Source organism: Streptomyces sp. NPDC041068 (assembly GCF_040647455.1).
In the GTDB taxonomy this organism is placed as follows: Bacteria; Actinomycetota; Actinomycetes; order Streptomycetales; family Streptomycetaceae; genus Streptomyces.
This window is the reverse complement of sequence record NZ_JBEZCG010000021.1, coordinates 88647-107263: the sequence shown is the minus strand read 5'-3', so window position 1 is coordinate 107263 and position 18617 is coordinate 88647. Positions and strand designations below refer to the sequence as shown.

At 70.9% G+C, this 18617-nt stretch carries 16 protein-coding genes; 13 read left to right on the top strand and 3 right to left on the bottom strand.

Annotated features, from left to right (window positions below):
• Positions 1–2 precede the first annotated feature (2 nt).
• The 3 genes from AB0B50_RS37405 to AB0B50_RS37395 all read left to right on the top strand — a co-directional run bounded on the left by AB0B50_RS37405 (position 3) and on the right by AB0B50_RS37395 (position 5578).
• Complete coding sequence (locus AB0B50_RS37405; RefSeq protein ID WP_362340407.1) at positions 3–893, top strand: carbohydrate ABC transporter permease; 891 nt, start codon at positions 3–5, stop codon at positions 891–893.
• A 110-nt stretch (positions 894–1003) separates the two neighbouring features.
• Complete coding sequence (locus AB0B50_RS37400; RefSeq protein ID WP_362340330.1) at positions 1004–2269, top strand: glycosyl hydrolase; 1266 nt, start codon at positions 1004–1006, stop codon at positions 2267–2269.
• A gap of 291 nt (positions 2270–2560) precedes the next feature.
• Positions 2561–5578 carry a glycoside hydrolase family 38 C-terminal domain-containing protein gene (locus AB0B50_RS37395; protein ID WP_362340328.1) on the top strand — a complete coding sequence of 1006 codons (3018 nt, stop codon included), beginning with the start codon at positions 2561–2563 and terminating at the stop codon, positions 5576–5578.
• Between the two features lie 23 nt (positions 5579–5601).
• Here the strand turns inward: AB0B50_RS37395 and AB0B50_RS37390 are convergent, their stop codons facing one another.
• Positions 5602–6387: a hypothetical protein gene (locus AB0B50_RS37390; RefSeq protein ID WP_362340326.1), complete on the bottom strand. Its 786-nt coding sequence runs from the start codon at positions 6385–6387 to the stop codon at positions 5602–5604.
• 261 nt (positions 6388–6648) lie between these two features.
• Here AB0B50_RS37390 and AB0B50_RS37385 point away from each other — a divergent pair, with 261 nt between their 5' ends.
• Complete coding sequence (locus tag AB0B50_RS37385) at positions 6649–7758, top strand: hypothetical protein (protein ID WP_362340324.1); 1110 nt, start codon at positions 6649–6651, stop codon at positions 7756–7758.
• 9 nt (positions 7759–7767) lie between these two features.
• Complete coding sequence (locus AB0B50_RS37380; RefSeq protein WP_362340322.1) at positions 7768–8385, top strand: HAD-IA family hydrolase; 618 nt, start codon at positions 7768–7770, stop codon at positions 8383–8385.
• On the opposite strand, the gene AB0B50_RS37375 is transcribed toward AB0B50_RS37380, so the two are convergent.
• Positions 8330–9475, bottom strand: coding sequence for a pentapeptide repeat-containing protein (locus AB0B50_RS37375; protein WP_362340320.1), 1146 nt, complete (start codon positions 9473–9475; stop codon positions 8330–8332). The genes AB0B50_RS37380 and AB0B50_RS37375 overlap by 56 nt on opposite strands.
• A gap of 96 nt (positions 9476–9571) precedes the next feature.
• Positions 9572–10282, bottom strand: coding sequence for a FadR/GntR family transcriptional regulator (locus tag AB0B50_RS37370; RefSeq protein ID WP_362340318.1), 711 nt, complete (start codon positions 10280–10282; stop codon positions 9572–9574).
• 189 nt (positions 10283–10471) lie between these two features.
• Here AB0B50_RS37370 and AB0B50_RS37365 point away from each other — a divergent pair, with 189 nt between their 5' ends.
• From AB0B50_RS37365 to AB0B50_RS37330, 8 genes are all read left to right on the top strand, one after another.
• On the top strand, positions 10472–11554 hold the full coding sequence (locus AB0B50_RS37365) for a sugar ABC transporter substrate-binding protein (RefSeq protein ID WP_362340316.1): 1083 nt from the start codon (positions 10472–10474) through the stop codon (positions 11552–11554).
• Positions 11551–13173 (top strand): sugar ABC transporter ATP-binding protein, encoded by a 1623-nt coding sequence (locus AB0B50_RS37360; protein ID WP_362340314.1) that lies wholly within the window; start codon positions 11551–11553, stop codon positions 13171–13173. Before AB0B50_RS37365 ends, AB0B50_RS37360 begins: the two co-directional genes overlap by 4 nt.
• Entirely contained in the window at positions 13166–14203 is a 1038-nt protein-coding gene (locus tag AB0B50_RS37355; RefSeq protein ID WP_362340313.1) for an ABC transporter permease, read from the top strand. The genes AB0B50_RS37360 and AB0B50_RS37355 overlap by 8 nt, the downstream gene beginning before the upstream one ends.
• 79 nt (positions 14204–14282) lie before the next feature.
• On the top strand, positions 14283–15647 hold the full coding sequence (locus AB0B50_RS37350) for an L-fuconate dehydratase (protein ID WP_362340311.1): 1365 nt from the start codon (positions 14283–14285) through the stop codon (positions 15645–15647).
• On the top strand, positions 15644–16399 hold the full coding sequence (locus AB0B50_RS37345) for an SDR family oxidoreductase (protein WP_362340309.1): 756 nt from the start codon (positions 15644–15646) through the stop codon (positions 16397–16399). Before AB0B50_RS37350 ends, AB0B50_RS37345 begins: the two co-directional genes overlap by 4 nt.
• Entirely contained in the window at positions 16396–17427 is a 1032-nt protein-coding gene (locus AB0B50_RS37340) for an aldo/keto reductase (RefSeq protein WP_362340307.1), read from the top strand. Before AB0B50_RS37345 ends, AB0B50_RS37340 begins: the two co-directional genes overlap by 4 nt.
• Positions 17424–17738: an L-rhamnose mutarotase gene (locus tag AB0B50_RS37335; protein WP_362340306.1), complete on the top strand. Its 315-nt coding sequence runs from the start codon at positions 17424–17426 to the stop codon at positions 17736–17738. The genes AB0B50_RS37340 and AB0B50_RS37335 overlap by 4 nt, the downstream gene beginning before the upstream one ends.
• The gene (locus tag AB0B50_RS37330) at positions 17735–18592 is read left to right on the top strand and encodes an amidohydrolase family protein (RefSeq protein ID WP_362340304.1); all 858 of its coding nucleotides are present in this window, start codon (positions 17735–17737) and stop codon (positions 18590–18592) included. Before AB0B50_RS37335 ends, AB0B50_RS37330 begins: the two co-directional genes overlap by 4 nt.
• Positions 18593–18617: the final 25 nt, after the last annotated feature.

Here is an 18617-nt window from a genome sequence, read left to right as displayed (position 1 = left end):
GCATCGCCGAGAACGAGACGCGCCCGAGGCCCCGCCGCCGACCGCGCGTCACCGACGAGAACGGCCGCCGGATGCCCGTGTGGGAGATCGTCCTGCGCTATGTACTCCTGCTCGCCGTACTGGCGTTGATGATCGGGCCGTTCCTCTGGCAGCTGTCCACCTCGCTGAAGGGACCGCACGAGGACATCTTCAGCTCACCGCCGAAGTTCCTGCCCTCCGACCCGACCTTCCACAACTACGAGCGGGTCTCCGAGACCATCCCCGTCTGGGACTACGCGCTCAACTCCCTGAAGGTCGCCACCGCCAACGTCGTCACCAACTGCGTGGGTGCCGCCCTCGCCGGCTACGCCCTGGCGCGTCTGCGCTACCGCGGCCGCAGAGCCGCCACGCTCGTCTTCGTCCTGGCCATGCTGGTGCCCGTCGAAGGCATCATCATCGCCCAGTTCACGACCATGCGTGAGCTCGGCCTCAACAACACCCTCGTCGGTGTGCTGCTGCCCGGCTGCGTCTCCGCACTCAACGTCCTGCTGATGCGCAACGCCTTCCTCAACGTGCCCTACGAGATCGAGGAAGCCGCGTTCGTGGACGGAGCCAACGTCTGGCAGCGGTTCCTGCGCATCGCGCTGCCCGCGGTCAAGGGCACCCTCGCCGTCGTCGCGATCTTCGCGTTCATGGGCGCCTGGGACGACTTCCTGTGGCCGCTGATCGTGCTGAGCGACCCGGACCGGTTCACGCTCACCATCGGCCTGAACTACCTCCACGGCACCTTCGCCAACGACGAACGCCTCGTCGCCGCGGGCACGGTCATCGCCGTGCTCCCGCTGATCGTCCTCTTCGCCTGCCTGCAGCGGTACTTCTTCCGCGGCGTCGGCGAAGGCGGGGTCAAGGGCTGAGCGCCGCCTCGACCTCTCCGGGTCCTCCAGAACTCTGCGGGTTCCCCAACTCTCCGGGGCCCCAGAACCCTCCAGGGCCACCCCCGAACCCTCCAGAACCAGGATTCGACTTGCCTTCTGCATCGCCCTCCTCGGCGCCGTCCGGCGCGCCGCGCTTCGGCGCCAACTACACGCCCAGCCACGGGTGGTTCCACCACTGGCTCGACTTCGACATCGACGCCGTCCGCGCCGACCTCGACTCCCTCGCCGCGCTCGGTCTCGACCACATCCGGGTCTTCCCGATCTGGCCGTACTTCCAGCCCAACCGCACCCTGGTCCGGCCGCGCGCCGTCGAGCAGCTGGTCCAGCTCGCCGACGCCGCCGCCGAGCGGGGTCTGGACGTCAACGTCGACGGTCTCCAGGGGCATCTGTCCAGCTTCGACTTCCTGCCCGCGTGGACGCAGACCTGGCACCGGCGGAACATCTTCACCGACCCCGAGGTGGTGTCCGGACAGGCCGAGTATCTGCGCACCCTCGCCGCCGCGCTCGCCGACCGGCCGAACTTCATCGGCATGACCATCGGCAACGAGATCAACCAGTTCTCGGCGGGACCGCACCCCGACCCCGACCGCATCACCGAGGAGCAGGCGGACAGCTGGCTGCGGACCGTCCTCGCCGCCTGCGAGGAGGGCGCCCCCGGCAAGCTGCACGTGCACGCCGAGTACGACGCCGCCTGGTACCAGGACGACCAGCCGTTCACCCCGGCGCAGGCGGCGCGGCTCGGTGGGGCGACCGCCGTGCACTCGTGGGTGTTCAACGGCACGGCCCAGCGGCACGGGCGCACGGGGACGGCCACGCGCACCCATGCCGCGTACATGATCGAGCTCTCCAAGGCCTGGGCGGACGATCCGCGCCGGCCCGTGTGGCTGCAGGAGGTCGGGGCGCCCGCGCCGCTGATCCCCGCGGAGCACGCCGGGCGGTTCACCGAGGAGACGATCGCCGCCGCGCTCGACTGCCAGGACGTGTGGGGCGTGACGTGGTGGTGCTCCCACGACGTGTCGCGGGACCTCGCGGACTTTCCCGAACTGGAGTACAGCCTCGGTCTGTTGACCAATGAGGGCGAGGTCAAGCCGACGGGTGCGGCGATCGCCCGGATCGCGAAGGAGTGGCGGGGGCGTGCGTACGTGCCCGCGCCGCGGACGACCGCGGTGGTGGTGGACGAGGACGTGGCGCGGCGTTCGGAGTGCGGGCCCGGGGGAGCGGTGTTCGAGGCGTACGCGCGGCTTGTGGCGGACGGGGTGCGCCCCGCGGTGGTCCTCGCCGGACGGGCGGCCGACGCGGGGCATCTCGCCGCGCGGGGCATCACGGAGGTCGTGCGGCCGGGGGAGGTCCGCTAGCCCCAAACGCGCTTCCCTCCCCAACCCCGCCCCTTCCCGAACCTGGGGCTCCGCCCCGGACCCCGCTCCTCAAACGCCGGAGGGGCTGAAAGAAATCAGTGCCGGACGGGCTGGAAAATTCGCCCCGTCCGGTGTTTGAGGACGAGCGCGGAGCGCGATCTACCGAGCCCCGGGCGGCGGAGCCGCGACTTTCGGGAAGGGGCGGGCTCGGGGAAGAGAACCCGCCCTACCGCACCCCACCCCACCCCGCCCCACACGACCCGTACAGAAGAACCCCCTTGGAGACCCCTCATGCATGACGACCGCACCCTCGTCGAAGCCCGGCTCAAGCGCGTTCTGGACGAGCGCATCAGGCCCGCCGTGTACCCCACCTCCGTGCCGCTCGACGTCGCCGTGTGGAACGCCCCGGACGAACCCGTCCCCGTCGCCGAAGGACTCGCCGCCGACGCCTCCCCGACCGCTGTCGGGGAGAAGTGGGGCGTGCCGTGGGGCACCAGCTGGTTCCGCGTGACCGGGACCGTACCGAAGGAGTGGGCGGGTAAGACGGTCGAGGCCGTCCTCGACCTCGGCTTCGACGAGAACATGCCGGGCTTCCAGTGCGAGGGCCTGGTCTACCGCCCCGACGGGACCCCGGTGAAGGGTCTCAACCCCCGCAACCAGTGGGTGCGGATCGCGGCCCCCGCCGAGGGCGGCGAGGAGGTGCGGCTGCACATCGAGGCCGCCTCCAACCCCGTCATCCTCGATTACCACCCCTTCCTGCCCACGCAGCTGGGCGACAAGGAGACCGCGGGCAGCGAGCTCCAGTACACGCTGGAGCGGATGGACCTCGCCGTCTTCGACGAGACGGTGTGGCAGCTCGTCCTCGACCTGGAGGTGCTCGGCGAGCTGATGCGGGAGCTGCCGCAGGACTCCGGCCGACGCTACGACATCGTGCGCGCGGTCGGCCGTGCGCTCGACACCGTCGACCTGCAGGACGTGAACGGCTCGGCCGCCGCAGCCCGCGCCCGGCTCGAAGGCGTGCTGACCACCCCCGCCGAGCCCTCCGCGCACCGCATCAGCGCCGTGGGCCACGCGCACATCGACTCCGCCTGGCTGTGGCCGCTGCGTGAGACGGTGCGCAAGGTGGCGCGTACGACGTCCAACATGACCGCGCTCCTGGAGGACGAGCCGGACTTCGTGTTCGCCATGTCCCAGGCGCAGCAGTGGGCGTGGATCAAGGAACACCGGCCCGAGGTATGGGCGAAGGTCAAGAAGGCCGTCGCCGACGGGCGGTTCGTGCCGACGGGCGGCATGTGGGTCGAGTCGGACACGAACATGCCGGGCTCGGAGGCGATGGCCCGTCAGTTCGTGCACGGCAAGCGGTTCTTCCTCGACGAGTTCGGCGTCGAGAACGACGAGGCGTGGCTGCCCGACACCTTCGGTTTCGCGGCCGGGCTTCCGCAGATCATCAAGGCCGCCGGATCCAAGTGGCTGCTCACACAGAAGATCTCCTGGTCGCAGACCAACCGCTTCCCGCACCACACCTTCAACTGGGAGGGCATCGACGGGACGCGGATCTTCACGCACTTCCCGCCCGTCGACACCTACAACTGCTCCATGAAGGGCAGCGAGATCGCCCACGCGGCGAAGAACTTCAAGGACAAGGGCGTCGCCCGGCACTCCCTGGCACCCACCGGCTGGGGCGACGGAGGCGGCGGCACCACCCGCGAGATGATCGCCAAGGCGGCGCGGCTCAAGGACCTCGAAGGCTCGGCGACCGTCCAGTGGGAGACGCCCGAGCAGTTCTTCGAGAAGGCCGAGGCCGAGTACCCGAACCCGCCGGTCTGGGTCGGCGAGCTCTACCTGGAGCTGCACCGCGCCACGCTCACCAGCCAGGCGGGCACCAAGCAGGGCAACCGGCGCAGTGAGCACCTGCTGCGCGAGGCGGAGCTGTGGGCGGCCACCGCGGCCGTCCGGTCCGATGAATTCTCGTACCCCTACGAGCAGTTGGACCGGATCTGGAAGACGGTGCTGCTCCACCAGTTCCACGACATCCTGCCCGGCTCGTCGATCGCCTGGGTGCACCGCGAGGCCCGCGCCACCTACGCGGCGCTCGCCCAGGAGCTGAACGGCATCATCGACAAAGCGCAGCGCGCGCTCGCCGGCGAGGGCACCGGCACGCTGGTCTTCAACTCCACCCCGCACACCCGCGACGGCGTGCCCGCGGGCGGCGCGCGGCCCGCAGCGATCGACGGCCAGTCGGCGATCGCCTCACGTGCGGAGGGCGGCTTCGTCCTCGACAACGGGCTGCTGCGGGTGGAGATCGACGCGCGCGGTCTGATCGTCTCCGCGTACGACCTCGTGGCCGACCGGGAGACCGTCGCGCCCGGACAGGCGGCGAACCTGCCGCAGCTCCACGCCGACTTCCCGAACATGTGGGACGCGTGGGACGTCGACGAGTTCTACCGCAACACCGTCACCGACCTCGTCGACGCGGACGAGGTCGAGCCGGGCGAGGGCGCGTCGGTGCGGGTCGTGCGCACCTTCGGCGGCTCGCGGCTCACCCAGGTGCTCTCGCTGGCCCCCGGCATCGGCCGCCTCGACATCGATACGGAGGTCGACTGGCACGAGACGGAGAAGTTCCTCAAGCTCGCCTTCCCTCTGGACGTCCACGCGGAGCGGTACGCCTCGGAGACGCAGTTCGGCCACTTCTACCGCGCCACGCACACCAACACCAGCTGGGAGGCCGCCAAGTTCGAGGCCTGCAACCACCGCTTCGTGCACATCGAGGAGCCGGGCTGGGGCGTCGCCCTTGTCAACGACTCGACGTACGGCCACGACGTGACCCGCACGGTCCGCGCCGAGGACTCCGGCACGACCACCACGCTGCGCGCCTCGCTCCTGCGCGCCCCGCGCTTCCCCGACCCCGAGACGGACCAGGGCGTGCACCGCTTCCGGCACGCGCTGGTGCCGGGCGCGGCGATCGGCGACGCGGTGCGCGAGGGTTACCGGATCAACCTGCCCGAGCGGCGCCTGACCGGCGGCTCCGAGGTGGCACCGCTGGTGACGGTCGACGACGACGCCGTGGTCGTCACCGCGGTCAAGCTCGCCGACGACGGCAGCGGCGACGTGGTCGTCCGCTTCCACGAGTCGCGCGGCGGCCGGGCGAAGGCCAGGCTGATGGCCGGGTTCACTGCGGGGTCGGTCGCGGTGACCGACCTCCTGGAGCGGCCGCTCGACGGGGTGGCGGCGCCGGAGCTCGCGGACGACGCGGTCACCGTGTCGCTGCGGCCCTTCGAGCTGGTGACCCTGCGGTTCACGCGCGGCTGACTCCGGCGCCCGGCGCCCGGCGTTCAGCCGTTCCCGTCGGTCCGCAGCCATACGCGCAGCGGGCCGACGGGGGCGAAGCCCTGGCGGAGCGCGGCCGCCAGGTCGTCGCCGTGCTCGTACCCGACGAGAGCGACGTCCGGCCACAGGCGGGCCGCGGCCGCGAGGCAGGAGCGCCAGGCGGTGTCCAGGTCGTCGTCGGCGGCGAAGAGGTTCGAGATGCCGATGACATCGGCTGCGGGGTAGGCGACGGCGCCCGCGGTGATGCGTCCCGCCTCGGTTCGCGCGAGGAAGACGGCGCCGTCGTCGAGCAGCCGAGGAAGGAAGATCCGCTCGCCGCCCTCGCCGCCCTCGCCGCCCTCGCCGCCCTCGGTGTCACCGGCCCAGGCGGCTTCCCAGGCGGGCAACTCGGCGGCGCCCACGAGCGGTTCCCAGCGGGGCCCCGGCGCGTCCTGCTCCCCGGCGGCTCTGTGGATCCACTGGGCCTCGAACAGCACCTCGAAGCCGTCCCCGGAGAGGTCCAGCGTCGCGAAGCTGTCCTTGACGGAGGCGCCGGGGGAGGCGACGTCGATACGCGCCACCACGTCTTTAGGCGCCACGTCCGGGAAGAGCGTCACGGCGTCGGGATACAGCGGGGGAGTGCGCCGGGGACTTGCCCACACGCCTTCTTCGACCGCCCCCGCCACGTGCTGGGACGCGCCCTCTCCCACCGCCCCCGCCACGTGGTGCGCGTGGCAGACGGCGTCGCACCACTGGGCGTTGTTGCGTACGGCGGCGGTCAGGTACGAGGTGGTGCGCGGGTCAGTGATCACGTGGGGATGGTGCCAGAGCCGTCCGGCCCCCGTCGCCCGTATTTCTCCCCTGCCCAGGTGCGTCGGGCTTCAACTGGCTGACGCAGCGGCCCAGCCTCTGCCACGCTGGTGGACAGACCCTCACACCGGGGAGTCCCCATGGCCCAGCGGCGCTCGGTTTCGCCTCAGTGGCGAGAAGACCGATTCAGGCAACTCCACGGATATGTCGGACAGTTGGTCGCTTGCCTCATCGGAAGGGCCCTTGAGGAGCACCGCGACCACATGGCGGATCCCCGGCTGCCGCTGCTCACCCGCAGGGGCTGGATCCCGCGCGAACCGCTTCCGCTCGACAACATCGAACTGCGCTACTCCGCGCCCCGTGCGGATCGCTTCGACGCGGCCAAGAGGCTGCTTGCGCCCTACTGGCCGACGGCCGAGGGGACGGCCGTTCCCACGTATTCCGCTGCCGTCGACGCGTACGTGTCGCCGCCGCTGTTCTTCAACGCCCCTTCGTTCCGGCTACTGGGTCTGGACCCCTCGGTTCCGGACACGTCCCTGCACATGACCATGGGGTCGTACTTCGACTGGTACGACACCGGCGAGGCGCTCGGATACGAAGCCGCGAAGCGGTACGCGGAGACCGGAGGAGCCACGATCGCCGGCCCCTATCGACAGTGGTTGGCGGACCCCTTCAACTTCGTCGGCCGCTGTGCGACACCCGGCGTGAACACCCTCACCATCCGTACGTCACGGCGTGGAGCCGTCTTCTACTTGCACCGACGCACCAAGGTCGCCACCGCCCGCGGCACCGTCCACGTGGTCCCGGCGGGCGAGTTCCAGCCGTCCGGCGGGCCCAGCAGCGGGCACGCCACCGGAGGCGAGGACCTCGACCTGCGCTCGACCATCATCCGCGAGTACGCCGAGGAACTCCTCGGAGCCTCGGACGTGAACAACCCGACGGAACGCGTCACGCCGGTCGACTTCATGGCGGATCCGCTCAACGCCGCCGTGGCGTCCGCGCTGCGCGGCGGTGGTGCCCGCAGTCACTACATCGGGACCGGGCTCTACCCGCTGACCTGGAAGCCGGAGATCCTCACGGTCTGCGTCTTCGAGGAGCGCCTCTTCGACCGGGTCTTCGCCACCATGAAACGGACCGTGATCGAGGGCGAATTGGAGGGCAGGGGCGGCCGTCCGCTGAGTGAGGACGATCGTCTGCCGGGGATGCTCGACGACTTTCTGTTCGGCCACAAGAAGCGCCCCTACCAAGGGCTTCCGTTCGACGAGGAGACGGTGCAGACCTACGCGAGCGATCCGACCACCCTGCCTGCCGCACGCGCCTGCCTGGCCCTGGCCTGGCGGCACAGGGAAGCTCTCGGAATCCGCACGGGCTGAAGGGGATTCATGAGGAACGCGTCCGAGCCGGATCACCCCGTCTGGCTGCTCAGCGACTTCGCGGGTGTACTGGGCCGGCACCAGTCGGAGGCGGACCGCCGCCGCATGGCCGCCCTCGCCGACGCCGAGTTCGGCGCGTTCTGGACCGCCTACTGGGCCGAACGCGTTGCCTACGACGCAGGGAGTGTCTCCCGCGACACGTACTGGACGAAGGTCGCTGCCCGGCTCGGCGCACGGTGGTCTCCCGGCCTGATCGCGACCTTGGACAGGCTGGACGTGGACAGCTGGTTGTACCCCGACCACGAGACGCTGTCCGTCGCCGCGGACGCGGTCGCGGCGGGGATGCGGCTTGCCGTGTTGTCCAACGCGCCGCTGTCGCTGGCCGCCGCTTTGCGGGGCCTGACCTGGCTGGCACCGTTCGAGCACGTGATCTGCAGCAGCGAGATCCGCGCGGCGAAGCCGGACGCGGGCTGCTTCAGGACGGCACTCGGCGTCTTGGACGCAGCTCCGGGAGACGTCGTCTTCGTCGATGACCGTGAGGTCAATGTGGCGGGCGCCAGAACGCTGGGAATCAGGTCCGTGCTCTTCTGCGGCGCGAGCGTTCTGGGCCGCGATCTGTTCGGGTGAACGGCCACGGGAACGGATGATCGCCCAGGGAGCGTTGTGGAGCGTTCCTCAACTCTCTGGTCCGCACCAGGAGTTCAGGGTCGCCCGCCAGGTGGCGCGGTGGCGTCGAACGTTCCAGGAAGCAGGCCTCCAGGAGCTGTTCCAGGACCAGCCCCCGACTGCTCTCCAGATTCACGTCCCGCAGCCACGCCCGGGTGAGAACGGCGTCACAGAACCACGCATGATCCTGTGTCGCCTGGTTGAACCAGGAGTCGGTGAGTACTGTCTCCTGACAGTTGGTGCGGTCCAGTGACGCCTCGTCAAGTCTCGTGGCCACCAGTGTCGCCCTCGTCAGGTTGGTCTCCCGCAGCGTCGCACCGCTGAGCCAGGCGCCGGAGAGGTCCGCGCCCGTGAGGTCGGCCCGTGTGAGATCGGTACCGGCCAGCCACGCGTCCTTGAGATCAGCGCCGGGCATACGGGCTCCGGTCAACCACGTTCCGCACAGGTCGGCCCAGCGGAGACGAGGGCTGTTGCCGCTCCGGTCGGGGAGAAGTTCCAGCCCGGTGAGGTCGGTGTGGCGCAGGTCGATCCGGTTCTTCTCGGTGCGTGCGGGCCTGCGGGCCAGTACGGTCACGGCCGCCGCCACGTCTTCCCGCATCACCGACGAGGCAGGTCGGCCGGGACTGACCGGGGACTCCGCGCGGACGAACGCCGCCAAGACCGCGACCACGGTCTCGTGGTCCCGTTCCGACTCCCGCATCACGTGCTCGAGCGAGTACACGCCGCCCAGCCGCTCCACCAGGTTCTCCGAGGCCAGCTGTGCCACGGCCCTGCCGTAGCGATCGGTCACCTGGCCGCGGCGGGAGAGGTAGTACGTGCGGATCGTGTACCCCAGGCCCGCCAATCCGGCGACGGCTGTCGCGACGGTGAGTACGGTGCGGCGGACCTCTTCGAGCGCCTGGGGCCGCTGCTGGGCCGGCAGGTCCCGCACCGTGTCGCCCGCGAGCAGCCATGAGATCGGACCGAGGAGAAGCAGGCACGTGCCCAGCGATACGACGATGGTGAGCGCGTACCTGAGCGCTCGTGGTCGCCAGTCGTAGCTCCGGTCCATGAGTGCATGACACCGCAACTGTCCGTGTCCACACCAGAGTTCGGGTTCACCTCCGTGGAGAGCCGGGTCGGGTGGCCGTCCGGGAGGGAGGCTCCGCTAGCCCTCCAGTTGACCCCGCAGCCACTCCTCCACCTCGCCCACGTGCGCCGCCGCTGCCGCCCGCGCGGCCTCCGGGTCGCGGGCCACCAGTGCCCGGTGGATGCGGGCGTGTTCGCGGCGGGTGCGTTCGAAGGCGCCCTCCTCCTGGTAGCCGCGCCAGACCCGCGCGCGGAACGTGCGCGAGGAAAGGCCCTCCAGGATCGCCGCCATCGTGTCGTTTCCCGCGGCCAGGGCGATCGTGCGGTGGAAGGCGAGGTCGTGCGCGAGGATCTCCTCCGGGTCGTCCGTCGCGTTCATCGCCTCCAAGTGTTTTTCGACATCCGCCAGTTGGTCCGGTGAGATGCGGGCGGCGGCCAGCGCCGTCGCCGTCGACTCCAGGACCCGGCGCACCTCCAGGAGCTCCACGAGCCGCGGGCCGCGCGAGAGATCGGCGACGACCCCGAAGGTCTCCAGGAGGTCCCCGGCCTCCAGTCGGGTGACGTAGATGCCGGAACCGTGCCGGGCCTCCAGGACGCCGAGCACGGTCAGGGCCCGGATCGCCTCCCGCATCGAACTGCGGGATATGCCCAGCTGGGCCGCCAAGTCCCGCTCGGTGGGCAGGCGTTGTCCCGGCTCCAGGCGACCCTCGCCGATCATCGCCTTGATCTGCTCGATGGCCCGCTGCGTCACGGTGCCCTTCTGCGGGGCGGACGGTTCTGGCTGGTCCACGTAGCGCTCCTCAACTGGCCGGGTGCGGCGCAGTCTAGCCAGAGATGTGGTCGGACCACTACGGCCGGAAACCGCGAAAAGTTGGCGACGAGGGGTGTTGAGGGCCCCAAGTGGTCTGATAAATATTCGCGTCATCCCGCTCTTTCTCGTTCGACCCCACTTCGACCCCACTCGGTGAGGAGCCGTCAGATGGCCGGCAGAACAGTGCGCAACAGGCCCAGCAGGACGGGCACTTCGCGGACGGTGCGCGCCGCGGCCGCGGCCGCCTGCGCGTCCCTCGTACTCGCGGCGTGCGGCAGTACGAAGGACGCCGCGTCGCCCGGCGGTGGGGGCGGCGGGGAGGGGAAGGTCGGTGTGATCCTCCCCTTGCTCACCTCGCCGTTCTGGCAGTCGTACAACGACTACGTGCCGAAGATGGCGAAGTCCGAGGACGTCGAGGCGCTGAAGACCGTCAACTCCAACAGCGACCCCTCGCAGCAGATCACCGACATCAACAACGAGCTGAACCAGGGCGTCAAGGGCCTCGTCGTCGCGCCGCTCGACAGCGCCGCGATATCGGCGGGCCTCGATCAGGCCGAACGCAAGGGCGTGCCCGTGGTCGCCGTGGACGTCGCGCCCGAGAAGGGCAAGGTCGCCATGGTCGTCCGCGCGAACAACGTCGCGTACGGCGAGAAGGCCTGCGACTACCTGGGCAAGCAGGTGAAGGCCGGCAAAGTCGTGCAGATCATGGGCGATCTGGCGTCCGTCAACGGCCGGGAGCGGTCGAAGGCCTTCCGTGACTGCGTGAAAAGGAAGTACCCGAAGCTGAAGGTCCTGGAGATCCCCGCCAAGTGGGAGTCCGACACGGCGGCCTCCAAGCTCGACACGCTGCTCAACTCCAACCCGGACATCAAGGGCATCTACATGCAGGCGGGCGGCGTCTACCTCGCGCCCACCCTCCAGACCCTCAAGTCCAAGGGAATGCTGAAGAAGGCGGGGGAGAAGGGGCACATCACCGTCGTCTCCAACGACGGCATCCCGCAGGAGTTCGACGCGATCCGCAAGGGCCGGATCGACGCCACCGTCTCGCAGCCCGCCGACGCCTACGCCAAGTACGGCATGTACTACATCAAGGCCGCGATGAACGGGAAGACGTTCAAGCCGGGCCCGACCGACCACGACTCCGAGATCGTCGAGCTGCCCAGCGGCATCCTCGAGGACCAGCTGCCCGCGCCCTTGGTCACCAAGGAGAACGTCGACGACTCCAAGCTGTGGGGCAATACCGTCAAATGACGACGACTCAGCCCCCCACGGACCGGCCGCCCGCCCCGACCCCCCTCGTCGAGGCGACCGGCATCGTCAAGCGGTACGGACCCACCGTCGCGCTGCGGGACGGTCGTCTGACCGTCCTGCCCGGCGAGTCCCACGCCCTCGTCGGCCGCAACGGCGCGGGCAAGTCCACCCTCGTCACCGTCCTCACCGGGCTCCAGGCCCCCGACGCGGGCGCCGTCCTCTTCGACGGCGAGCCCGCGCCGCCGCTCACCGACCGCGACGCGTGGCGCCGCAAGGTGGCCTGCGTCTACCAGAAGCCCACCGTCGTCCCCGAGTTGACCGTCGCGGAGAACCTCTTCATCAACCGGCAGCCCGAGGGCCGCGGCGGCTTCATCAGCTGGCGCAGGCTGCGGGCCGAGGCGGCGGAGGTACTCGGCACCTGGGACGTGCGCGTCGACCCCGAGGCCCGCACCGCCGACCTCAAGGTCGAGGACCGCCAAATGGTGGAGATCGCGCGGGCGTTGAGTATCGGCGCGCGCTTCATCGTCCTCGACGAGCCGACCGCGCAGCTCGACAACCGGGAGATCGAGCGCCTCTTCACACGCATGCGCGCCCTTCAGGAGTCCGGCGTCACCTTCCTCTTCATCTCGCACCACCTCCAGGAGGTCTACGAGGTGTGCCAGACCGTCACCGTGCTCCGCGACGCCCGCTGGATCACCAGCGCCCCCGTCGCCGAACTGCCCCACGGCGCACTGGTGGAGGCCATGGCGGGCGAGGTCGTCGCCGAACAGGCCGGTGCGGAGGAGGCCGTTGTCCGGTCCGAGGTGCCCGCCGACGCCCCGGTCGTGCTCGACGTGCGAGGGCTCACCAGCGACTCGTACGCCGACATCGACCTGACCGTCCGCCGCGGCGAGGTCGTCGGCCTCGCGGGATCCAGCGGCAGCGGCAAGATCAACCTCGCGGAGAGCTTCGCGGGGCTGCACACGCCGACCTCCGGCACGGCCCAACTCGACGGCAAGAAGCTGCCGTTCGGCGACGTGACCGCGGCTCTGCGCGCCGGAGTCGGCTGCGTCCCGCGCGACCGACACGACCAGGGCCTGGTCTTCGGCATGTCCATCGGCGACAACGCCACGATGAGCGTCCTGGACCGGCTCGGCCGACACGGCTTCATCGGCACCGACACCAGGCGCCGCTTCGCCGACGAGCTCATCGACCGGCTCGACATCCACGCGGAGGGCCCCGACCAGCCGGTCTCCGACCTCTCCGGCGGCAACGCCCAGAAGGTCGTCATGGCCCGCGCCCTGGCCTCCGAACCACGCCTGCTCGTCCTCGTCAACCCCACCGCCGGGGTGGACGTGAAGTCCAAGGAATCCCTGCTCGCCCGCGTCGACAACGCCCGCGAGGACGGCACGGCGGTGCTCGTGGTCTCCGACGAACTGGACGACCTGCGCCGCTGCGACCGCGTCCTGGTCCTGTTCCACGGCCGCGTCGTGGCGGAGCACGCGGCGGGCTTCGCCGACCACGACGTGATCGCGTCGATCGAGGGGGTGGGCGCCACGAGCCCCGATAGGGGCGCGGGGAACTGCGCGACCAGCCACGACGGGCCCGCAGCCGAAAACCAAGGAGACCACCATGGCTGACCTCAAGGCCGCGCCCGCGGAAGCGACCCCCGCGCCGAAGCGCACCGCCGAAGCCCACGCGGCGAAGAGCATCATCCTCCGCCGGGCACGTGAACTCGCCCTCGTTCCCGCCCTGTTGATCCTCGCGCTCCTGGGTGCCCTGCTCAACGACTCCTTCCTGACGGAGCGAAACCTCATCTCGATCCTCGGCGCATCCGCCGCCCTCGCGATGGTCGTCCTCGCCGAGTCCCTCGTCCTGATCACCGGCAAGTTCGACCTGTCGCTCGAGTCCGTCGTCGGCATCGCGCCGGCCGTCGGCGCGCTCCTCGTGCTGCCCGCCGCCCAGGCCGGGTTCGGCACGGAACTGCCCGCCGCCGTCGGGCTTCTCGTGATCCTGCTCGTCGGCGCGGTCATCGGTGCCTTCAACGGCGTACTCGTGGTGAAACTCAAGCTCAACGCGTTCATCGTGACGCTCGCCATGCTGATCGTGCTGCGCGGCCTGCTCGTCGGTGCGACCGAGGGCAAGACGCTCTTCGGCATGTCCGACACGTTCTACACCCTTGCCACCTCCACCTTCCTGACCATCCCGCTCTCCGTCTGGCTCGCGGCGGTCGCCTTCGGCGTCGCGGGCTTCGTGCTCAAGTACCACCGGGTGGGGCGCGCGCTGTACGCGATCGGCGGCAACCCGGCAGCGGCACGCACCGCCGGCATCCGCGTGGAGCGCGTCATGCTCGGCGTGTTCGTCGTCGCGGGCGCCCTGGCCGCGATCGGCGGGCTCATGCAGACCGGCTACGTCGGCGCGATCAACGCCAACCAGGGCCAGAACATGATCTTCACGGTGTTCGCCGCCGCGGTCATCGGAGGCATCAGCCTCGACGGCGGCAAGGGCACCATGTTCGGCGCCCTCACCGGCGTCCTGCTGCTCGGCGTCGTACAGAACCTGCTCACCCTCGCCCAAGTGCCGTCCTTCTGGATCCAGGCCATCTACGGCGGAATCATCCTGGTCGCGCTGATGATCGCGCGGGTCACGACCGGCCGCGCGCAGGACTGACCCGCGCAGGACTGACCCCACGCAGGACAGACCCCGCGCCGGTCCGCCGCTTCCCCGCCCCTTTCCGGAAAGGCCTCCTGTGTCCCCGACCCCCGCCCGCATCACCGCGGTTGCCACCTATGACATACGGTTTCCGACCTCCCGGGAACTGGACGGGTCCGACGCGATGAACCCCGACCCCGACTACTCCGCCGCCTACGTGGTGCTGCGCACCGACGCGGGCGACGGCCTGGAGGGACACGGCTTCACCTTCACCATCGGGCGCGGCAACGACGTGCAGGTCGCCGCGATCGAGTCGCTGCGCCACCACGTCGTCGGGCGCCCCGTGGACGAGCTGTGCGCCGACCCCGGCACCGTCAACCGCGACCTGATCGGCGACAGCCAGCTGCGCTGGCTCGGCCCCGAGAAGGGCGTGATGCACATGGCGATCGGCGCGGTCGTCAACGCCGTCTGGGACCTCGCCGCCAAGCGCGCGCACAAGCCCCTGTGGCAGCTCCTGGCCGATGCCACGCCCGAATGGCTCGTCTCCCAGGTCGACTTCCGCTACATCGCCGACGCCCTCACCCCCGAGGACGCGCTCGCCCTGCTGCGGGCCGGGCGCGAGGGGGCCGCCGGGCGCGAGAGCGCCCTGCGGGAGCGGGGCTTCCCCGGCTACACCACCTCGCCCGGCTGGCTCGGTTACAGCGACGAGAAGCTCACCCGCCTCGCCCGGCAGGCCGTCGTTGACGGCTTCACCCAGATCAAGCTGAAGGTCGGCGCGGACCTCGCCGACGACGTCCGGCGCTGCCGCACCGCCCGCGAGGCGATCGGCCCGGACATCCGCATGGCGATCGACGCGAACCAGCGCTGGAACCTCGACGAGGCGGTCCGCTGGACGCGCGCGCTCGCCGAGTTCGACCCCTACTGGGTCGAGGAACCGACCAGCCCCGACGACATCCTCGGGCACGCCGCGATCCGCGAGGCCGTCGCCCCGGTCAAGGTCGCCACCGGCGAGCACGTGCAGAACCGCATCGTCTTCAAACAGCTCCTCCAGGCGGGCGCCATCGACGTCCTCCAGATCGACGCGGCCCGCGTCGGCGGCGTCAACGAGAACCTCGCGATCCTGCTGCTCGCCGCCAAGTTCGGCGTGCCCGTCTGCCCGCACGCGGGCGGCGTCGGCCTGTGCGAGCTGGTCCAGCACCTGTCGATGTTCGACTACGTGGCGCTCGCTGGCACCACCGAGGACCGCGTCATCGAGTACGTCGACCATCTGCACGAACACTTCATCGACCCGGTCGTGATGCGAGCGGGCCACTACACGGCCCCGACCGCGCCGGGCTTCTCGGCGACGATGCGCGCCGAGTCCGTCGCCGAATTCACCTATCCGGGCGGCACGTTCTGGGCCGCCGACCTCGCTCGGGACCCCGCACCGGGTCTCGCACGGAACAAGGGAGCAGCCGCATGACCGACTTCCAGGGGCTCAAGGCCCTGGTCACCGGCGGGGCCTCCGGCATCGGCCGGGCCACCGCAGAGCTCCTCGCCGCGCGCGGCGCCGAGGTGGCCGTCCTCGACCTCGACCCGAGCGGTGTGGACAAGCCCCTGCGGGCCTACGCCGCCGACGTCGGCGACGACGCGTCCGTACGGGAGGCGGTCGCGTCGGCCGCGGCCGACCTCGGCGGCCTGGACGTCCTGGTCAACAACGCGGGCATCGGCGCGCAGGGCACCGTCGAGGACAACGACGACGCCCAGTGGCACACCGTCCTGGACGTCAACGTCCTCGGCGTCGTGCGCACCACCCGCGCGGCCCTGCCCCATCTGCGCGCCTCGTCGCGGGCGGCGATCGTCAACACTTGTTCCATCGCCGCGACCGCGGGCCTGCCGCAGCGCGCCCTGTACTCGGCGTCGAAGGGAGCGGTGCTCTCCCTCACCCTCGCGATGGCCGCCGACCACGTACGCGATGGGGTGCGCGTCAACTGCGTGAACCCCGGCACCGTCGACACCCCGTGGGTCGGCCGTCTCCTGGACGCCGCGCCCGACCCGGCCGCCGAGCGGGCCGCGCTCGAAGCCCGCCAGCCCACCGGACGCCTGGTCGCCGCGGACGAAGTCGCGGGCGCCATCGCCTACTTGGCGAGCCCCCTGTCCGGCGCCACCACCGGCACCGCGCTCGCCGTCGACGGCGGCATGCAGGGCCTGCGGCTTCGGCCGGCGGGCCGGTGAACGCCCTGGCGCGGCGCCCCCTGGGACCCGGCGGCGTCGAGGTGACCGAGCTGTCCTTCGGCGCCGCCGGCATCGGCAACCTGTACGCGCCGATCACCGACGAAGCGGCCGCCACCGCCCTCGACCATGCCTGGAACGCGGGCATCCGCTACTACGACACCGCCCCGCACTACGGCCTCGGCCTGTCCGAGCGCCGCCTGGGCGAGGCCCTGCGCGGCCGGGACCGCTCCTCGTACGTCATCTCGACGAAGGTGGGACGGATCCTGGAGCCCGCCGACGAGGTGACCGGCGACGACCTGGCCGACGGCGGCTTCGCGGTGCCGCGGACGCACCGCAGGGTCTGGGACTTCAGCGCGGACGGGATACGCCGCTCGATCGAGTCCAGCCTCACGCGCCTTCGCACCGACCGCGTCGACGTCGTCTTCCTGCACGACCCCGACAACCACGCCGAGGAAGCCTTCCGCGAGGGCTATCCGGCCCTGGAGGAGCTGCGCTCCGAAGGCGTCGTCGGTGCGATCGGCGCGGGCATGAACCAGGCCGAGATGCTCACCCGCTTCGTCCGCGACACGGACGTCGACGCCGTGCTGTGCGCGGGCCGCTACACCCTCCTCGACCACCGGGCGCTCGCCGAACTCCTGCCGGCCGCGAGCGAGCGGGGCGCCTCGATCGTCATCGGCGGCGTCTACAACTCCGGTCTGCTCGCCGACCCCAAGCCGGGGGCACGCTTCGACTACGTTCAGGCGCCGCCCGAACTCCTCGCGCGCGCCCGCGCGCTGGCGGGCCTGGCCGAGCGGCACGGCACCACGCTGCGGGCCGCCGCGCTCGCCTTCCCCTTCGGGCACCCGGCCGTCGCCAGCGTGCTGGTCGGCGTCCGCGCGCCGGAGCAAGTCACCGACGCCGCGGCCCAGTTCGCCTCCCGGGTGCCGGACGACTTCTGGCGCGAGGCGCGCGCGGAGGGGATGCTGCCTGCGGAGGTTCCCGTACCCGTGTCCGCATCCGTACCCCTCACAGGAGAGGAGCGCCCGTGAGGATCGTCCTGCACACCAAGGTCCGCGCCGACCGCATCGAGGAGTACGAGGCCGCGCACCGCGAGGTCCCCGCCGAACTCGCCGCGGCGATCCGTGCCGCCGGCGCCTCGTCCTGGACGATCTGGCGCAGCGGCACAGAACTCTTCCACGTCCTGGAGTGCGAGGACTACGGCCGTATGCTCGCCGAGCTGGAGAAGCTGCCGGTCAACACCGCCTGGCAGGCCCGCATGGCCGAGCTCCTCGACGTCGTCCACGACTACTCCGCCGAGGGCGCGCGGGCCGGTCTTCCCGTCGTCTGGGAGCTGCCGTGACGGGCTCCGGGGGCGGCCTGGTCGATGCCCACCACCATGTGTGGGACCTCTCCGTGCGGGACCAGGAGTGGATCACAGGCGATGCCCTCGCGCCGATCCGCAGGGACTTCTCGCTGGCCGACCTCGCCCCCGAGGCCCGCGCGGCCGGCGTGACCGCCACGGTGCTCGTCCAGACGGTCACCGTCGCCGAGGAGACCCCCGAGTTCCTGGCCCTCGCGGCGGACAGCGACCTCGTCGCGGGAGTCGTCGGCTGGCTCGACCTCACACGACCGGACGTCGCCGACACCCTGGCCGCGCTCCGTGAACTGCCGGGCGGACGGCACTTGGTGGGCATCCGCCACCAGGTGCAGGGCGAGCAGGACCCGGAGTGGCTGCTGCGCCCGGACGTCCGCAAAGGCCTTGCCGCGCTCGCCGACGCGGGGCTCGCCTACGACCTCGTCGTCCTGCCCCACCAGCTCCCCGCCTGCGCCAGGGCGGCATCGGACCTGCCCGGACTCACGTTCGTCCTCGACCACTTGGGCAAGCCGCCGATCGCCACGGGGGCGCTCGAACCCTGGGCGTCGGCGGTCCGGGCGCTCGCCCACCGCCCCAACACCGTGTGCAAGCTGTCCGGCATGGTGACCGAGGCCGACCACCGAACCTGGACGGTGGACGACCTGCGGCCCTACGCGGACACCGTCCTGGAGGCCTTCGGGCCCGAGCGGGTCATGTTCGGCTCCGACTGGCCGGTCAGCACGCTCGCGGCGTCGTACGTCGAAGTCCTGGACGCGGCACGGCTGTTGACTCGGTCACTGGATGTCATGGATCGGGGCGAGGTGTTCGGCGGCACGGCCCGCCGGGTCTACGGTTTCTGATCCGGTACGGCCCGCCGCGTCCACC